This is a genomic window from Acetobacterium sp. (genome assembly GCF_039830195.1).
In the GTDB taxonomy this organism is placed as follows: domain Bacteria; phylum Bacillota; class Clostridia; order Eubacteriales; family Eubacteriaceae; genus Acetobacterium.
On record NZ_JBDODG010000013.1, the window covers coordinates 1 to 17,062 of the forward strand.

Annotated in this window: 18 protein-coding genes and 1 tRNA gene; 12 read left to right on the forward strand and 7 right to left on the reverse strand. The window is 46.0% G+C overall.

Annotated features, from left to right (window positions below; translation table 11 throughout):
- Positions 1-158: formate--tetrahydrofolate ligase (locus ABGU93_RS05170; protein ID WP_347412485.1), on the forward strand; the 158-nt coding region annotated here is incomplete at its 5' end.
- Positions 159-281: 123 nt separating this feature from the next.
- On the opposite strand, the gene ABGU93_RS05175 is transcribed toward ABGU93_RS05170, so the two are convergent.
- The gene (locus ABGU93_RS05175) at positions 282-2,276 is read right to left on the reverse strand and encodes a fructose-1,6-bisphosphatase (protein WP_347412428.1); all 1,995 of its coding nucleotides are present in this window, start codon (positions 2,274-2,276) and stop codon (positions 282-284) included.
- A gap of 218 nt (positions 2,277-2,494) precedes the next feature.
- Between ABGU93_RS05175 and ABGU93_RS05180 the strand changes: the two genes are divergently transcribed.
- Together ABGU93_RS05180 and ABGU93_RS05185 are read left to right on the forward strand one after the other, a co-directional pair.
- Complete coding sequence (locus ABGU93_RS05180; RefSeq protein WP_304886544.1) at positions 2,495-3,124, forward strand: cobalamin-dependent protein; 630 nt, start codon at positions 2,495-2,497, stop codon at positions 3,122-3,124.
- Between the two features lie 14 nt (positions 3,125-3,138).
- Positions 3,139-3,843, forward strand: a complete 705-nt coding sequence (locus ABGU93_RS05185) for a GntR family transcriptional regulator (protein WP_304886546.1) — start codon at positions 3,139-3,141, stop codon at positions 3,841-3,843.
- Positions 3,844-4,076: 233 nt separating this feature from the next.
- On the opposite strand, the gene ABGU93_RS05190 is transcribed toward ABGU93_RS05185, so the two are convergent.
- Positions 4,077-4,152 (reverse strand) — tRNA-Val (locus ABGU93_RS05190).
- A 269-nt stretch (positions 4,153-4,421) separates the two neighbouring features.
- Between ABGU93_RS05190 and ABGU93_RS05195 the strand changes: the two genes are divergently transcribed.
- The 3 genes from ABGU93_RS05195 (at position 4,422) to ABGU93_RS05205 (ending at position 6,485) form a co-directional block, all read left to right on the forward strand.
- Positions 4,422-4,814, forward strand: a complete 393-nt coding sequence (locus ABGU93_RS05195) for an MmcQ/YjbR family DNA-binding protein (RefSeq protein ID WP_347412429.1) — start codon at positions 4,422-4,424, stop codon at positions 4,812-4,814.
- Between the two features lie 225 nt (positions 4,815-5,039).
- The gene (locus tag ABGU93_RS05200; protein WP_347412430.1) at positions 5,040-5,399 is read left to right on the forward strand and encodes a metalloregulator ArsR/SmtB family transcription factor; all 360 of its coding nucleotides are present in this window, start codon (positions 5,040-5,042) and stop codon (positions 5,397-5,399) included.
- 69 nt (positions 5,400-5,468) lie between these two features.
- A complete protein-coding gene (locus tag ABGU93_RS05205) occupies positions 5,469-6,485 on the forward strand; it encodes a radical SAM protein (RefSeq protein ID WP_347412431.1) in 1,017 nt (338 codons plus the stop codon).
- Positions 6,486-6,638: 153 nt separating this feature from the next.
- On the opposite strand, the gene ABGU93_RS05210 is transcribed toward ABGU93_RS05205, so the two are convergent.
- Complete coding sequence (locus ABGU93_RS05210) at positions 6,639-7,418, reverse strand: hypothetical protein (protein ID WP_347412432.1); 780 nt, start codon at positions 7,416-7,418, stop codon at positions 6,639-6,641.
- Between the two features lie 271 nt (positions 7,419-7,689).
- On the opposite strand from ABGU93_RS05210, the gene ABGU93_RS05215 reads away from it, so the two are divergent.
- The gene (locus ABGU93_RS05215; RefSeq protein ID WP_347412433.1) at positions 7,690-8,493 is read left to right on the forward strand and encodes a hypothetical protein; all 804 of its coding nucleotides are present in this window, start codon (positions 7,690-7,692) and stop codon (positions 8,491-8,493) included.
- 277 nt (positions 8,494-8,770) lie between these two features.
- Positions 8,771-9,868, forward strand: a complete 1,098-nt coding sequence (locus ABGU93_RS05220) for a 6-phosphofructokinase (RefSeq protein WP_347412434.1) — start codon at positions 8,771-8,773, stop codon at positions 9,866-9,868.
- A gap of 158 nt (positions 9,869-10,026) precedes the next feature.
- On the opposite strand, the gene ABGU93_RS05225 is transcribed toward ABGU93_RS05220, so the two are convergent.
- A complete protein-coding gene (locus ABGU93_RS05225; protein WP_347412435.1) occupies positions 10,027-10,311 on the reverse strand; it encodes a hypothetical protein in 285 nt (94 codons plus the stop codon).
- Positions 10,312-10,530: 219 nt separating this feature from the next.
- On the opposite strand from ABGU93_RS05225, the gene ABGU93_RS05230 reads away from it, so the two are divergent.
- Positions 10,531-11,334, forward strand: a complete 804-nt coding sequence (locus ABGU93_RS05230; RefSeq protein ID WP_347412436.1) for a ZIP family metal transporter — start codon at positions 10,531-10,533, stop codon at positions 11,332-11,334.
- 35 nt (positions 11,335-11,369) lie between these two features.
- On the opposite strand, the gene ABGU93_RS05235 is transcribed toward ABGU93_RS05230, so the two are convergent.
- A complete protein-coding gene (locus ABGU93_RS05235; protein WP_347412437.1) occupies positions 11,370-11,897 on the reverse strand; it encodes a DUF308 domain-containing protein in 528 nt (175 codons plus the stop codon).
- A gap of 181 nt (positions 11,898-12,078) precedes the next feature.
- Between ABGU93_RS05235 and ABGU93_RS05240 the strand changes: the two genes are divergently transcribed.
- A complete protein-coding gene (locus ABGU93_RS05240; RefSeq protein ID WP_347412438.1) occupies positions 12,079-12,906 on the forward strand; it encodes a deoxyribonuclease IV in 828 nt (275 codons plus the stop codon).
- A gap of 93 nt (positions 12,907-12,999) precedes the next feature.
- On the opposite strand, the gene ABGU93_RS05245 is transcribed toward ABGU93_RS05240, so the two are convergent.
- Both ABGU93_RS05245 and ABGU93_RS05250 read right to left on the reverse strand, forming a co-directional pair.
- Positions 13,000-13,152 (reverse strand): hypothetical protein, encoded by a 153-nt coding sequence (locus tag ABGU93_RS05245; protein ID WP_304886567.1) that lies wholly within the window; start codon positions 13,150-13,152, stop codon positions 13,000-13,002.
- 11 nt (positions 13,153-13,163) lie between these two features.
- The gene (locus tag ABGU93_RS05250; protein WP_347412439.1) at positions 13,164-14,321 is read right to left on the reverse strand and encodes a uroporphyrinogen decarboxylase family protein; all 1,158 of its coding nucleotides are present in this window, start codon (positions 14,319-14,321) and stop codon (positions 13,164-13,166) included.
- A gap of 194 nt (positions 14,322-14,515) precedes the next feature.
- On the opposite strand from ABGU93_RS05250, the gene ABGU93_RS05255 reads away from it, so the two are divergent.
- A complete protein-coding gene (locus ABGU93_RS05255) occupies positions 14,516-14,827 on the forward strand; it encodes a metalloregulator ArsR/SmtB family transcription factor (protein WP_347412440.1) in 312 nt (103 codons plus the stop codon).
- Between the two features lie 24 nt (positions 14,828-14,851).
- Complete coding sequence (locus tag ABGU93_RS05260; protein WP_347412441.1) at positions 14,852-17,044, forward strand: heavy metal translocating P-type ATPase; 2,193 nt, start codon at positions 14,852-14,854, stop codon at positions 17,042-17,044.
- Positions 17,045-17,062 lie beyond the last annotated feature (18 nt).

Below are 17,062 nucleotides of genomic sequence, written 5' to 3' on the forward strand. Positions count from 1 at the left end.
GTTTCAGAATTACCGTTCGTTCATGTAATATTTCAGCCGGTGCCGGATTTATTGTCGCACTGACCGGAGATATCATGAAAATGCCTGGCCTGCCAAAAGTACCGGCAGCCGAAAAAATTGATGTTGATGAAAATGGCGTAATTTCTGGTTTATTCTAGAACTGGAAGCCCGGTAAACTTGCTTTAAGAAGGATTGGTTCTGCAGTTCTTCCTCCAAACAATGAATCGATATAATCACAAAACCCTCGCTGATTTTCAGCGAGGGTTTTATTGCAGTTAGTTTTAATATTGTTTTTCCTTGATCAGACCTTTACGGTAGGCAGTGATCAGCATTTCCAGGTCTTCCACCTGGGTCATGATCGCTTTGCCGGTATCGGTGTCCCGAACCCTTTTTCGCTCGGTTGTTTTTTCCACAACCATCAGGGTAGACTTGATGTCAACCCCATCGGAAATAGCCTTTTCTACCGATTCAAAGGGGTCGTGACTGATTAGAATCAGTCCGTAGGAATTGTAGGTCAGTGTGTAACCGGCAATGCCGGTAGTTTTCTGATAAGCCCGGGCAAAGCCGCCGTCGATGACCAACTGCTTTCCTTTGGCTCGGATCGGGCTTTCCCCGGAGGTGGCCTTAACCGGAATGTGGCCGTTGATCAGGTGGCCCTGATCGGGGTCAACCCCGAATTCCACCAGAATTTTTCGGGCCAGTTCTTCATTATCGTCGATCAGCAGATAAAACGGCGCATGGTACTCTTTATGGGGTGTTTTGTCGTCAATGAAATAACGCTCAAAGGTGGCCATTTTGTCTTTGCCGAACAGGGGTGAATCCTCATGGCACCACAGGAACCAGAGAAAATCGGTTTGGGTGGGGTTTTCCTCGATGTCGCTTTTACCGAAATAGGCTTCCCGGGCCATCTGGTCGAACTTATCCATCAGGCTTTTCCCGGCGTAGGTTTTTCCGGCGATTTCTTTTTCCTTAAAACTGCCGTCGTCGTTTATCAACACACAGGCATGAAAGAGCAGGTTATCATTGAAGACCTTGTACATGCTGCCCTTGGCATACATAAAACGGATATGTTTCTGCAGTTTTTCACTGTGCAGAAAAGCGTAAACCAGGCGATCCATTACCAGCCTTTCTTCCTCGGTCAGGACACAGGGGTCGGCCGGATCCAGGGTTGGGAAGTTGGTGTCGTTAAGCTGGTAAACAACCCCCTCAACATTCACCGTACCGTTGTCAAAATCAATTCGGCGCAGCAGCTGTCGCTTGGCCATATTATACTCAGGGTGCTGGTCGATCATGCATTCTTCCAACTTGAACTGAATCATCGCAATGGCTTTGTGCATCTTGGCCATCAGGGCGGTTTCCTGGTCGGAGACGGTATGGCTGTCAGAAATTTTCGGGGCAAATTTGGTGCAGGGATCGTCGCTGTATTCCCGGTTGGCAAAGGAGGCCAGGGGTAGCAGATTGATACCATAGCCGTTTTCCAGCACATCCATGTTGGCGTAACGCAGGGCAATTCGGACGGCATTGGCAATGCAGGCGGCATTGCCGGCAGCGGCGCCCATCCAGAGAATATCGTGGTTGCCCCATTGCATGTCCAGAGAATGATGGCGCATCAGGGTATCCATGACCTCGTCGGGTCCGGCACCCCGGTCATAGACATCACCAATGATATGCAGGTGATCAATGGTCAGCCGTTTGATAACCCCGGAAATCTCCACAATAAAGTGTTGGGCTCGCTCCAGTTTAACCAGGCTTTCAATGATCTCCTGATAGTACTCCCGTTTGTTAAAGCGGTGTTCATCCTCCTGCAACAACTCTTCCATAATGTAGGCAAAGTCTTTGGGTAAGGCTTTGCGGACCTTGGAACGGGTGTATTTTGAGGCTGCGGCACGGCAGACCTTCACGAGGCGGTAAATAGTCAGCTTGTACCAGTTGTCCAGGGATTCCCGGCTCCGTTCCTTTTTTATCAGATCTATTTTTTCTTCGGGATAGTAAATAAGAGTGGATAACTCTTCCAGTTCTTCAAAGGCAATGGTGTTTCCCAGTTCTTGGTGGACCTTGCGTTTAATAGCTCCGGAAGCGTTTTGCATGACATGGTTGAAGGCTTCGTGTTCACCGTGTATGTCAGTGAGAAAATGCTCAGTTCCCTTGGGGAGATTCAGAATCGCTTTCAGATTGACCACCTCGCCGACGGCGCTGGTAATATTGGGAAAGCTTTGAGAAAGGAGTTCCAGGTATTTCTGATTTTCTTGAAGTTGCGTTTTTGTATAACCGTTCATATCGACCTCTATCTTTAAAATTCGAATCATAAATGCAAATGTTTTCGTCCTGATTATACACTTGAAAGCATTAAAAAGCCATTAAAAAATATCTGGACCAGCTAAAGACAAAAGCATGATTCCGTGATAAAATGAAAAGCATGAGCAAACAAACCTGACCCGGAAAAAACCGGGCGATTTACTACAAAATCTTAGTTTAAAACGAACAGGTGGAATAGATGGAGACAAAAATTATTGCTGCGGTTGAAGCAATTGACGAAAAACGGGCAATGGCACTGGTGGCGGCAGAACTTGAAACAGGAAAAGACAAAAAAGACATCGCAAATCAGCTTAATTTTGCCCTACAGCGGGTGGCAGTCCGCTATGAAGAAGGGGAATATTACATTGCCGACCTGATTATGGCCGGGGAACTGGTATCTAACCTGCTGAGCATGATGGGCATGGACAGCACCCAACTGATCGACGGCAGAAGCCTGGGCAAGATCGCGGTTGGCACAGTTTTTGACGATATCCACGATGTCGGCAAGAACATCTTTATCAGCATGCTTCGGGCTGAAGGGTTTGAGGTTATCGATATGGGTACCGATGTCTCCACCGAACGGTTTATCGAAGTTATTCGCAAAGAAAAACCGGCGATCCTGGGAATCAGCGGAATTCTCACATCGGTGGTGGAAAACATCAAAGAAGTCATCGATGAAATCGTTGCCCAGGGACTCCGAGACGAGGTGAAAATCATTCTGGGGGGTGCCCTGGCGGGAACGGACTATGCAAAATATGTGGGAGCCGATGACTACTCCAGCGATGCCATCCAAGGGGTTAATATCTGCAAGCAATGGCTTTTGCAATGAATGGGTGATGGAGAATGAGAAAAATTTTATATCTTGATATCGTCAATGACATCAAAGGAAAAATCGAAAAGGGCATCCTAAAGCCTGGGGATCTGCTGCCTTCAGAAAATGAAATGTCTGAGCAGTTTGACGTCAGTCGGACCACCCTGCGCAAGAGTCTGGCACTGCTGGTCAATGAAAAATACATTTACACCATTCCCGGCAAGGGGAATTATGTCTGCGAACCCTCGGCTAACCAATATCAGTTTTATTTTGACGAAATCGATAGCCTGAAAGGTGAGGTTGAAGAGGTCAAGCTGGTCAGCGTGGGGGTCATTACCCCGGGGCGGAAATTGATGCGGGAACTTAAAATCGGTTCTTTTGAAAAGGTGATTAAAATTCAGAAGGCGACAAAAATCAAAGATGAAGTCATTCAGTATTCAACCATCTTTTTACCCTACCAGAAGGGCAACCCGATTGTGGAAGATGTGATAAACTTTGCCAATTTTCATGGCTTTATGGAAAAGGGAAAACTCCAGTTTCAGCATAAAAAAATTCTCAACATCGATATTGTCCATCCGCCACTGGAGGTCCGGGAAAACCTGGACATTGATCATGATGACTGTTGTTTTTTGGTATCACAGAATATTATCTCGATGGAAGACAACATGCCCATCAGTTACAATGAGTTTTATATCAAGCGTAATTACTTTACCCTGACAGCGGAAACTACCTTTTAAAAGCAACATCCTAAAATTTTATCAGGAGCAGATAAAAATTCAAAGGAAGATAAAACTGATAATAATAGCATTAACAGTTCCCTGGCAGTAAGCCTCCCATCGAGATGGGACGTGCCGAACCCGGGGATTTTTTTATGAAAAATAAAAATGCTGTTTTAATCGGTTAAATTTCGGTTAAAATAAAATAAAAGCCATTTGCATTAAATCTGCAAATGGCTTTGTTATCTTATATATGGTGATCCCGATTGGACTTGAACCAACGACCCCTACCATGTCAAGGTAGTGCTCTGCCAGCTGAGCTACGAGATCACTTTTACTGCTTGATCATTTTACATGAATCTTTGCAAAAAGTAAAGTCTTTTTTAAAAAACTGTTAGGGAAGTTTTTTGAGCAAACCGCTGAAATTTGTCAAGAAAAGTGAATATACGGAATAAGCGTGGCGAAAAATTTAGACTTCGAATAGTGTTTTTAGATAGAGAAGTGTATAATAAAAGAACAGTGTTATACAATGTCCATCATCAGGGATTATGACAGGGTCGAGTAACAATTGATAATCTGCAAAGAGAAGGAGAACGAAGATGAAACCGTGTAAAAAATGGGATGAACTGATTGATAAAACAATTGAACCAATGCCAGGAACATCCCGGGATTTTAAACAGGAATGGGATGCGGTCCGATATTTTGTTGGAGATACGATGTTTGCCATGCGTGGTGAAAATAAAGAAGGGGATTCATTGTTGACTGTCAAGCTGCCCATTGGCGATGGTGAAATCCTCCGATCCCGCTATTCGGATATTATTTCCGGATATTATATGAACAAACAGCATTGGAATTCGATTAAGCTTGACGGTGAAGTACCGGAGAAGGTGCTGGTTGATTGCATTCAATTGGCCCATCACACTGTATTTATAAAATTGGCTAAAAAGAAACAGCGGGAGATAGAGGATAGTATTCACGTTGCGGGAGAATAATGGGATCAGATATTAGTGACGAGACTAGGAGTCGGCCCAGCGAGAACAAGTTTATGAAAGAAAATCCCCTGCATAATAAGAGACGATGAATTCACTCTGACGAAAGGCGACCTCTGCAGCGGTAGCGCCGGACAAAATAAGAGTTGACAAAGTCCGAAGTAAGATATATTATATGAATATCAATACATATGATTATTAAATCATATGTATAAAGGGGGATAATAAATGACCGTCATAGAAATACTTAAGATTTTGTCGGATAATAATCGTTTGCGAATTTTGAATCTGCTTTATATCCAGGAACTTTGCGTGTGCGAGTTGGAATATCTATTGGGAATTTCGCAGTCCAATTTATCAAAACATCTCCGGTTAATGAGCGATGCCGGGTTTCTGGAAAACCGCCGGGAGAATAAATTTGCTTATTATAAAATTAATCGGGCAGTTTTGACAGCACATCCTTTTATCACTGCAATCTTTGAAACTGAATTGAAACGGGAAGATTTTCTCGTGGATGAATTAAATAAACTGGGAAATTATAAGACCAGCGAATTGACCTGCCATCAGATTACCGCCTTAATCGGCTAAAAGAAATCGGCAAAAACAGCAAAACCCAGCCCAATGGCCAGCTGTTGTTTATAAAAAGCGAGGAAGAACATGGAGCTTAAACGAATTTATATTGAACTCACAAACCGGTGTAATCTGGATTGTGAGATGTGTTTTCGGCATACCTGGGATACGGTTGAAGGGGATATGGATCTGGAATTGCTTAAATCCATTAGGGAGCAGATCAAAGCCTTCCCAACCGTTAAGGAAGTTTTTTTCGGTGGGATCGGGGAACCGACAGTCTATCCTTATTTTAAGGAAGCTGTTGAAATGTTTGCTGACTACGATCTGTTTATGACCAGCAATGGGATCATGTCTGAAGAAATGGCAAAACTGGTTTGCGAAAAATTTACCGAGGTTTATTTTTCGGCCGATCAGTATCATGAAGACTCCCAGGGGGTTAAGGATCAGCTGATCAAAACCTTTGAAATCATATCCGATTATCATAAGCAGACTCATTCCCCCACTCCCAAGGTCGGGATTGCATATGTGCTCACTAAAAGTAATTCGGAAGCCCTTTTTGATATTATGAAAATGATGCGGTACTATGGCTTTCACCGGCTGTCACTGTCTCATCTGTTGCCGATTAATGAGAAAGATGCGGACGATGTTTTTTACAACCGCTATGAAAATCCCGAAGGCAAGGCCTATCTGGAAAAAATCTTTACCTACCGGGACATCAAGATCAATATTCCCGATATGGAGTTGAAAACTGAACGGCGCTGCGCCTTTATCGACAAGGGCTATATCTATGTGGATGCTGGCGGCGAAGTGATGTCCTGTTATCGGCTGGCCAACAGTTATGATGAATATGTTTTTGGTGATAAAAAAAGAGTACTCAAACATTCTTTTGGCAACGTCAAAGAAAAACCCCTAAAAGCGATTATTGAAGGCAAGGATTATCAGAGCTTCTGGAATACTGTCTATAACAATCAGTATCCTTCCTGTATTGACTGCGATCTCCGGGGTGGCTGCAGCCTGGTGGAAGATACCAAATATGACTGTTATTTCAATACCCCCTCCTGCTCTGACTGCCTATGGGTTCGGAATTTTATTCGTTGCCCCTGATGGTTAGCCGGTTGAGAATAGCATTAGCTAAATCATAGTTTGTTGTGAAAAACTCGGGCAGCAGACGCCCAAATAGTGCAAGCAAAAAAATACGCAAATAGAAGGCCTGAGTAACTCAGGCCTTCTATTTGCATTTGGTTTATCCGGATCCGATCAGGGTTCGGGGATATCAGCGATATCGGTGAGATTGCTGAGATCATCCAGATTCATAGAAGAATAATCAGTGAACACAACGTTGGATGGTGGGGTAAACTGGCTGTCAGCAATGTCGCCGTCGGAAATATCAGTAACCACCGAACTCATGGTCAGGGTACCATTACTGAGAATCTCAGTTTTCAGCGGGACACCATATCGGGTTGAAAACCACATCCGCGTATCGATGGTGCCATTTTGCCCGTCATTTTCACTGGTCTCGATATAGATCACTTTTTCGCCATTCAGGGTTTCCACCCGGGCGACCACATTTTCGGGAAAAACGTCGGCGATATCATCGATACTGGTGACCCCTTCATCCAGGTTCAGATCACCCAGATCGGTGGTCGTTTCCTGATCTTTAAAAGAAAAACCGGTGGTCTGGCCTTCAGTATACTGATAGGTCATCCCTTCAGCAGCATTGTAAATGGTGATCTGTTTGCCAACATCCGGCATTTCCATTTCCATCCGGAAGTTATCATTTTGGGTATAGGTGGTGGAGGTGGTATCGAAGCTGCCCGCGACAGAGGTTGTGGTGGTCATTTTGAGGGAATCCGGGTAACTGAAATTCAGGCTGCTCAACAGCGCCGCGCCGCTTAGATTTTCATCCAGAGTGGCGGATTTTTCGGCCCCGGTTTGGCTTTCATCAGTTTTGTCCGCATCTTTGCTACCGCTGCAACTGGCAAGCATGAATGCCGATAATACAACAAGAATTACAAGTAACCATTTAGTTTTTTTCATTTTGACTGACCTGTCCTTTCTTTCATTCCGGCAAGGGTTTGCCGTAAATTCCAAGGGTACGGTGGGATCGACTGGGAGCGAGCCCCAATTTTGTTTTTACTATCTTAATGTGTACCCCGGGAAGAAGGAGATAATCACAGAATAAATAAAAATCGCAACAAACTGGGAACCATCAATTTAATGAAATTCTAAATATTATTTAGTTATAATGGCAAACATGCAGTCACCCGGCTTAGCGGCGACAACAGCAGAAAAATAACGACTAAAAGGAATGCCTATGTTTATCATTGATCTATTTATTAAAAGCGGTCTGGAAACTCTTTATTTTACCGGGGCCATCATCCTCGCCGGCTTGCTTCTGGGTGTGCTGGAAACCCAGTCCAACCGTAATTTTCAGAAAAGTTTGGGCCGAAACGCGATCATGGTCACTGGGGTGATCGGCACTCCCATTCATGAGCTCAGCCATGCCCTGACCGCTTTGATCTTTGGCCATAAAATTACCGACATCAAGTTGTTTCAGCGACCCGATCGCGATGGGGTGATGGGTTATGTGAATCATGCTTATAACCCTAAAAATATTTACCATCAGGTGGGAAATTTCTTTATTGGCATTGCTCCGATTTTTGGTGGGCTGCTGGTGATTACGGCCCTGATGGGGCTGCTGATGCCCCAGGTGCTGGATAGCTTTATGGCGGTGGTAAGCCGGGGGATGGCAGTGGAAACCCTGAGCATGGCCTCATTTACCGGGGTTTTTGCGGCGTATGGGGATTTGCTCAAGCTGATCTTCGCCTGGGATAATTTCCGGAACATCAGCTTTTATCTGTTTTTGTTTCTGGCTATTTGTATTTCCTCGCATATTTCCTTGAGTCCGGCAGACATCAAAGGCGCCTTCAAAGGTCTGATCTTCATCTTTCTGATCCTGCTGATCCTCAATGCCATCGGTCTGTCCCAGTCCATTCTGACTGTTGATGTGCTGAAATATAATATTCTGATGACCTCATTTTTAATGATTGCCGTCATTTTTTCGCTGATTACCTATATCATCAGCCTGATTGGCAGAATTTTTGCCCGCTAAATTTACCGTTAACCAAAAAACCATCCGTTTCATCAGCGGATGGTTTTTTAGCTAACAGGATGATAAAAAAGCGATATTTACTCCCAATAGTCTTTGTAATTTGGCGGTTGCTCGCATATAATACCAGTATGAGACGATAACAATCGAAGGGACTTATGCTAATTTAGAGTTGCATGAAGATCCCGGGAAACAATAACTCGGGTTTGTTGGCATCATCCCAAAGCCAACCAGGCCCTGGCAGTTCTAAACGCAATTGCATAAGAAATGGAGAGAATCGATGAATAATAAGGTTAAAAAAATCGGGATTTTAACAGGTGGCGGCGATTGTCCCGGTCTGAATGCCGTGATCCGGGCAGTGACCAAAGCTGCCATTGCCAATTATGGCTACGAGGTGATTGGCTACAAGTTCGGGTACCGGGGGCTGTACAACAACGACTTTATCAAACTGGACGCCCATAGTGTTTCGGGAATCCTCCACAAAGGGGGGACCATCCTTTACAGCTCAAACAAGGATAACCTCTTTGACTATCAGGTGGAAGAAAATGGCCAGTGCGTTAAAAAGGATGTCTCGGATGTGGCCGTGGCCAACATGAAAAAAGAAGGCGTGGATGTGCTGGTGGTGCTGGGCGGCGATGGTACTCTGACCAGCGCCAGAGATTTTGCCCGGAAAGGAGTCAATGTCATCGGGGTGCCCAAAACCATCGACAATGATCTGTCCAAAACCGATGTCACCTTCGGTTTTAATTCGGCGGTGGATGTAGTCGTGGATGCGCTGGACAAACTCCATACCACGGCTGAATCGCACCACCGGATTATGATTCTCGAAGTGATGGGCCGAAACGCCGGCTGGATTGCCCTGCACGCCGGGATCGCCGGTTCGGCCGACGTTATTCTGATTCCGGAAATTCCTTTTTCGTTGGATGCCATTGTCGCAAAGATGAATGAGCGCAGTCAGCGGGGCCTGCCCTTCAGCATCATCGTGGTATCCGAAGGCGCCATGGAAAAGGGGGGTGAGCTGACGGTTTCGAAAATCGTCAACGATTCCCCGGATCCGGTCCGGCTTGGGGGTATCGGCAACAAGCTGGCATTAGCCCTGGAAGCCAGAATATCCGATCACGAAATCAGAAATACGGTTTTGGGTCATCTCCAGCGCGGCGGGATTACTTCGGCCTATGACCGGCTCTTATCCACCCGTTATGGGGTGGCGGCGGTGGAACTGATTGCTCAGGGTAAATTTGGGAGTATGGTGGCCCTTCAGGATGGAAAGATGACCGATGCCCCGCTAGAAGCGGTGATCGGCAAAAATAAACAGGTGGATGTCGATTCCGAGCTGATCCATGTAGCCAAAAGTCTGGGTGTTTCCTTCGGCGAATAACAGCGGGATTTCGGAGGACGGTATCCAGCTATCTGGGGTCTTGATATTTGGCAAAAAAATAGCCAGCCAGAAGCAATTTTTCCTGGCTGGCTATTTAAAGAAGTCATTGTAGGTTAATAAAAGGTGCGCAAGGATTAACAGAAATGGATTGATTAGCCCTATTCCGGGCTAACTTCAGGGGAGTCGTCAGTGGTTACAGCAAGTTCGTCTTCGAGCACCACATCGTCTTCATCCACTAAAATCTCCGAAAGTACTTCAAAAAAGAAACCTTTCGCAGAAGCCAGAGATTCGTTGTGGGCGAACATTGCCAGTTTGTGGTAATCGACAAAACCATCTTCATCAGCATAAGGTTTCAGACGTTGAAGAAAAAATTCTTCAGTGATGGCATCTTCAAATTTTTCCTGTACCGTGTTAAAGATTGTAATTAATTCGCTTTTCTTCATAGTTATTACCTTCTTCGGCGTTATTTCAGCCGCATCGGGCTGATAAATTAATTATAGGAGCGGGGCGCAGAATAAACAAGGTTTATTTACAAAACCAGCACAAAATTTAGATGAATGGTTTTAAAAAGAATGGATTTTTTGATCGCTTTTATAGTATACTGATAATAAATTAGAATGGTTTGAATTTGCGATAGCATGAAAAGGAAGGGGAGAAAGTAAATGGAGTTTTTATTGGCGTTTCCACCGGTTCTGCTGGCCTTATTTGCCGGACTGTTTACCTGGTTTGTCACCGCCCTGGGGGCATCACTGGTATTCTTTTTTAAGGAAATAAACATTAAGGTATTAAATGCTATGCTTGGTTTTGCCGCTGGGGTCATGATCGCCGCCAGCTTCTGGTCGCTGCTGGCTCCCGCCATCGAGATGGCTGAGGGCAGCAAAATGCCGGCTTATGTGATCGTATCCCTGGGTTTTCTGGGCGGGGGCTTTTTTCTGTGGCTGGTGGATAAGATTCTCCCCCATGTTCATCAGGGCACCAATCATCGGGAGGGGATCAAAACCTCCTGGCAACGGAGTGTGCTGCTGGTTCTAGCAATCACCTTCCATAATATTCCCGAAGGATTAGCGGTGGGAGTTGCCTTTGGCGGACTGGCTTCCGGTTCCCCGGCCATGACCCTGGCCGGGGCCGTATCTCTGGCAGTGGGAATCGGACTTCAGAATTTTCCCGAAGGGGCGGCGGTGTCGATCCCGCTGCGACGGGAGAACATGAGCCGACGCAAGGCCTTTTTCATCGGTCAGTTTTCCGGGATGGTGGAGCCCGTTGCAGCGGTGCTTGGGGCTGCCGCGGTGGTCTTTATTGCGCCGATGCTGCCCTTTGCGCTGGCGTTTGCTGCCGGGGCCATGATTTATGTAGTCGCGGAAGAACTGATTCCCGAAGCCCGATTGGGTCATGAAGGGGATATTGCCACCATCGGTGTGATGTTCGGCTTTACCCTGATGATGATTCTCGATGTCGCCTTGGGATAAAAAAATAAGGATGTCTCATGGAGACATCCTTTAACTTATTGGATATGGGTGGACATGCTTTCGGCAAAGAGAGCGATGCCGCCAAAGATCAGGTAAACCCCGGCAATGATGCCGAAACCCAGAAGCATGACAAAGGGGTTGAAAAGCAGGAAAATTGATAAGAAAATGTTGATGATTCCCGATGCCAGCAGCCAGCCAGTTCCGGTAGCACCCTGCTTTTTCATCACCGAGGAAGCGGCAATCTGGTTCATTCCGGTCGACAGGGCAATGAAAGCGAGCATAAACGCCAAGGTGCTGGCCCGGGACAATGGATCTGAGAAGATCAGCAGAACACCCAGTAAGACAGCCATGATACCGGAGGTCAGACTCCAGCCATTTTTAATTTCGCTTTTGGCAAAAATAATGATGTGAAAAGCGCCGTAAATTATCAAGCCGGCAATAAAAAACCACATAATCATTTTGGCCGCGAACATCGGCGCAAAAAAGATCAGACCACCGAGGATGACCATCAGGATGGCGACAACAATCCCCAGTGTTTTGGACATTTTTAGAAAATCATTCATCTTTTTTCCTTTCAAAAATAAATTTCAGGGTAAATTAGATCAAGTATATTTTATAATATTTAAAAAAAATTATCAAGCGAATTATAAGAAATGTGGAATTTTGAGAATAATCAAAAAAAAATAAGAAAATTAGATTCATGAAAAGATATTAAATGGCAATAAAAATACAAGGAGACAAAGAATGTTAATGATTGGACCCCACCTGTCGATCGCCAGTGGATTTAAAAAAGCTGGTGAAGAAGCGGTAAGAATTGAAGCCAATACCTTTCAGTTCTTTACCCGCAACCCCAGAGGCGGCAAGGCCAAAGCCCTTGACCCCAAAGATGTAGCCGGACTCCGGCAGATTATCGATACGCAGGGGTTTGGTCCGCTGTTGGCCCATGCCCCCTATACCCTTAATATGTGTTCGGCCAAACCGGAAACCCGGGAATTTGCCCGGATGGTCTTTAAAGAAGACCTGCTGCGGCTGGAAGAACTACCCTGTGAACTCTATAATTTTCATCCCGGCAGTCACACCGGCCAGGGGGTGGAAAAGGGCATTGCCGGGATTGTCCAGATTCTCAACGAAGAAATGTGGGCCGATCAGAAAACCACGGTAGTGCTGGAAACCATGTCCGGAAAAGGAACTGAAATCGGCAGATGTTTTGAAGAATTGAAAATGATCATTGATCAGGTGGCCTTGCCCGATAAAATGGGGGTCTGTCTGGATACCTGTCATGTTTATTCCGCGGGATATGATGTGGTGGCAAATCTGGATGGCGTGCTGGCAGAATTTGATCGGATCATCGGCCTGGATTATTTAAAATGCCTGCATTTAAATGATAGTATGATGCCCTTTAACAGCAACAAAGACCGCCATCAAAAAATCGGTTTTGGGACGCTGGGAATCGAAACATTTAAGCAGATTGTGACCCATCCGATGCTCAAAAACCTGCCTTTTTTTCTGGAAACGCCCCAGGAAGATACCCTGGCTTATCAAAAAGAAATCGAATTACTGCGATCCTTTTGAACATCCCGAAATTGTATATCGTAATAAAAAAAAGCAGCGATGGCGCACCCATCGCTGCTTTTTTTATGCCGTATTTAAACACAAGACAAATTCCTAAATCAATAACGATAGCACATAGCCCAACAGCATATCTTCATTGACATCCCAGGGATCTGCCATAATGGCCGCATCTTCTTCAGTTAATTCCGGATGGCGGGCGGCATAGCTTTCAAAGTAGTCCAGATATTCAGATTTGATGGTTTCCATAAAACACCTCGCTAATATTTTCCGTGATCGATTACATACTGATGAACCGCCTGGAGTTTCTCCAGATCCAGGCCTTTGCCCCGCAGAATGGATTTGCCGGTGGTAAAAATATAGCCGCCTCCGGGAGCCCCTTCCGCGATCATTTTTTTGGCAATATCGATGCACTGTTCGGTGGAGTGAGATTTCAAAGCTTCGATGGGGTAGTTGCCCATGATGCACATGGTCTTGCCCACCTTTTCCTTAATTGTCTTCATTTTGCCGTATTCAAAAATGCCTACCACATTGGGGTTCAGGCTGCCCAGATAATCATACAATTTTGACCAGTTGCCTTCAATAAACAAGGCCACCGTGTAGCCCATGCCGGTAAGGGTATTAACCAGTCGGGAAAAGGTCGGCCAGTAAAAACGTTCAAACTGTTTGGGGTTTAAAAATGACGGCATATGCAGGGGCATAAAGATGGCTGGGATTTTTTTCGGTGGCCCGGTATAACTGGTAACCCCCCACCGCAGCAGCAGCGGAAACAGCGCCTCGCAGGCCTGCTCGACCAGCTCGGGACAGCGGTGCATATCCACTGAGATCCCCATAAAACTGCGGAGCTGATCAGCTAAAAAATCAAATGGTGCTTCGATCATGTTATCCGAAATAATCGGGACCCCTACTGTGGTACTACAGTGGGCATCGATTTCCTGAAGGAGTCTGGTATAACGCATATGACTGAGGGCCCCTTTGGCCAGGTTAAGTCCGCCCAAGCCGCCGGGCTGATCAAAAGCCTTGTATTGCCGGGGCAGGACCTTATCCACCAGGGTCTTGAAGGGATCCTTAATCAGCTCTTCATACTCGCTGGCCAGCATGCCGCAGACCTCAGGATGTTGCATAAAGCCATCCTTATTAGGAACAAAATTCTGAGATCCGATGGCCGTGTACATCCCCGGGCAGCGTAAAAAAGCTGCTGCGGCGGCATCCACCTTCATGTCCTGATAGTAAATGGGCAGACATTCCCTGACAATCTCCAGATTCCAGGTGGCCGATTTGAGGTGACGGCCACAATAATCGATGGCAACCTCAGGCCCGTTTAAGGCAAAAATTGGGATCCGGTCTGGTTTTTCCAAATTAACTGCTTTTTCAATACGGATCAATCGCTCATCCAATAATCGTTTGGCATCACTCATTTATATTGACCTTTATCCTTTAAAATTGATATCGTTTTAAAATATTATATATATTCAAATTATCATTATTTTTGACAATTGTCAATATTTATTGAGTCTAAAATGGTGCCTGAAAATAGTGCTTGATTCCGGAAAAAGAATGTGCTAATATAATGTTAATAAGTGAGCAAGTGTTCACATATTAAGGAGAAGCGATGGAAAAAGTTTTGAAAAACGATCACAGCGAGGAAACCTTGTTTGAGGTAGCCGAATTTTTTAAGGTGCTGGGTGATCCCACCCGAATAAAAATCGTTAGTGCGCTGTTTGAAAATGGCGAGCTGTGTGTGAATGATATTGTCAACCTGATGGATGTCAGCCGAACGGCGGTGTCCCATCAACTACGGATCTTGAAAGATAAACGGATCATCAGTTACCGAAAAGAAGGTCAAATGAAATTTTATCACCTGGACGATGCCCATGTGGAAGTGATTGTCCTGTTGACGATCACCCATTTAAGTCATCACTAGGTGTAGCGAAAAGAGGTTATCAGCATGAAAGTATTTTTAGAAGGACTCAACTGTGCCAATTGTGCCGGGAAAATTGAAAAACTGGTTGGCAAAATGCCGAATGTCAGAGCGGCTAGTCTGTCCCTGGCCACTGGGTCACTGGTGATTGACGAAGGGGAGGGATTTGCTCAGGAAGAAACCTATGATGCGATCGTCAAACTGGTTCATTCCCTGGAACCCCATGTGGTCGTTTCGAAAAACCGGAAACGATCGGCTGCAGCAGAACCCTGCGGTTGTGAAGGTCATTCGGATGATGATCATGCGGCCCTGGCGCCCCATGAACACGGGCAGGCCCTGGGAGATATGGATAAACGGCAGAAGCTTGAGCTGATTACGGCGATTGGATTATTTATGCTGGGTTTTGTTTTCCAGGCATTGCTTCCGGCCAATCTGGAAGTGATCACCATTGGCGTTTTCCTGGGCGCTTATTTACTGGCTGGGTATCGGGTTATTTTACTGGCTTTTCGAAATATTGGTCAGGGTCAAATCTTTGACGAAAATTTCCTGATGACCATCGCCACCTTTGGCGCTCTGGTCTTAACCGAATGGCCGGAAGCTGCGGGAGTCATGATCTTTTTTGGGATCGGTGAATATTTCCAGGATCGGGCCGTCGACAATGCCCGCCGCTCGATTGCCGAAACCATCAGTTTCAATGCCATCACCGCCAATCGGGTTGGCCCCGAAGGCGAGGTTGTTATTGATGCCAAACTGGTTAAGGTGGGCGATGTGCTGGTGATCAAACCCGGCGAAAAAATCCCTGCCGATGGGGTCATCCTGCAAGGGCTTTCCCATTTGGACACCTCTCCGCTGACCGGGGAATCTTATCCCCGCAAAGTTGAAAAGGGGGATGAAATCCTCAGTGGGATGATTAACGGCAATGCGGTGCTGAAGGTGCTGGTTACCAAAGACTATGAAAACTCTACCGCCATGAAAATTATGCATCTGATTGAAGAAGCCAGCGATAAAAAAGGCAAAACTGAGAAGTTCATCACCAAGTTTTCGCATTACTATACCCCTATTGTGGTATTTTCAGCCATTGCCATGGCCATTATTCCGCCGCTGCTGATTCCCGGGGCGTCTTGGGAAACCTGGTTTTACCAGAGTCTGATCTTCCTGGTGGTCTCCTGCCCCTGTGCCCTGGTGTTATCGATACCGATCAGTTATTTCGGCGGTATTGGCCGGGCTTCCAAGGAAGGGGTGCTGATTAAAGGCGGAAATTATCTGGATGTTCTTTATCAGAGTAATGTCTTTGTTTTTGACAAAACCGGTACCCTGACCCAGGGTGAATTCAAGGTCATCAAAACCGTACCAGCAACCGGGTTTAGCGAAGTCGAGCTGTTAGCAGCGGCGGCTGCCGGGGAACACTATTCCAACCATCCCATTGGTAAGGCGATCACCGCTTATGCCCGGCAGGATGTGGACGAAAACCGGTTGAAAAATTACGCCGAAATTCCCGGCAAAGGAACCCGGGTCGAAGTTGACGACCAGGTGATTCTAGCCGGAAATAAGAGTTTGCTGCAGGATCATCAGATTGGGGTGGCCGAAAATAACGAAGCGGGCACGATTGTGTATCTCGCCATCGATAATCAACTGGCCGGATACCTGGTGCTGGGGGACATGGTTAAAGAAAGTGCCTTCGCTGCCCTGCAACAGTTAAAGAAACTGGGGGTCAGAAAAACAGTGATGCTCAGCGGCGATAATTCACAGGTCGCCAACCAGATCGGTAAGCAGCTGCAGCTGGATGAAGTGCGGGGGGATTGCTTGCCCCAGGATAAGGTGGCTGCCTTTGAAAAAATAAAAACGGATAATAAGGATGGTAAAACGATCTTTGTCGGCGACGGTATGAATGATGCCCCGGTGCTGGCCATGGCTGACGCCGGTATTGCCATGGGTGCCCTGGGTTCGGACGCCGCCATTGAGGCCGCGGATATTATTCTGATGAAAGACGACCCCATGGACATCGTCAAGTCAGTAGACATTGCTAAATATACCCGGCGGATTATGATTCAGAACATCGTTCTGGCATTGGGAATAAAAATCACGGTCCTGACCATGACCTTCTTTGGCATGGGTGAAATGTATCTGGCGATTTTTGCCGACGTCGGCGCCGCTATTTTGACTATCCTAAATACCACCCGGATCCTGCGCTACCGGGGCTTCTGGCAGAAAAGAAGGTAATTAAGCATTTTATATAAT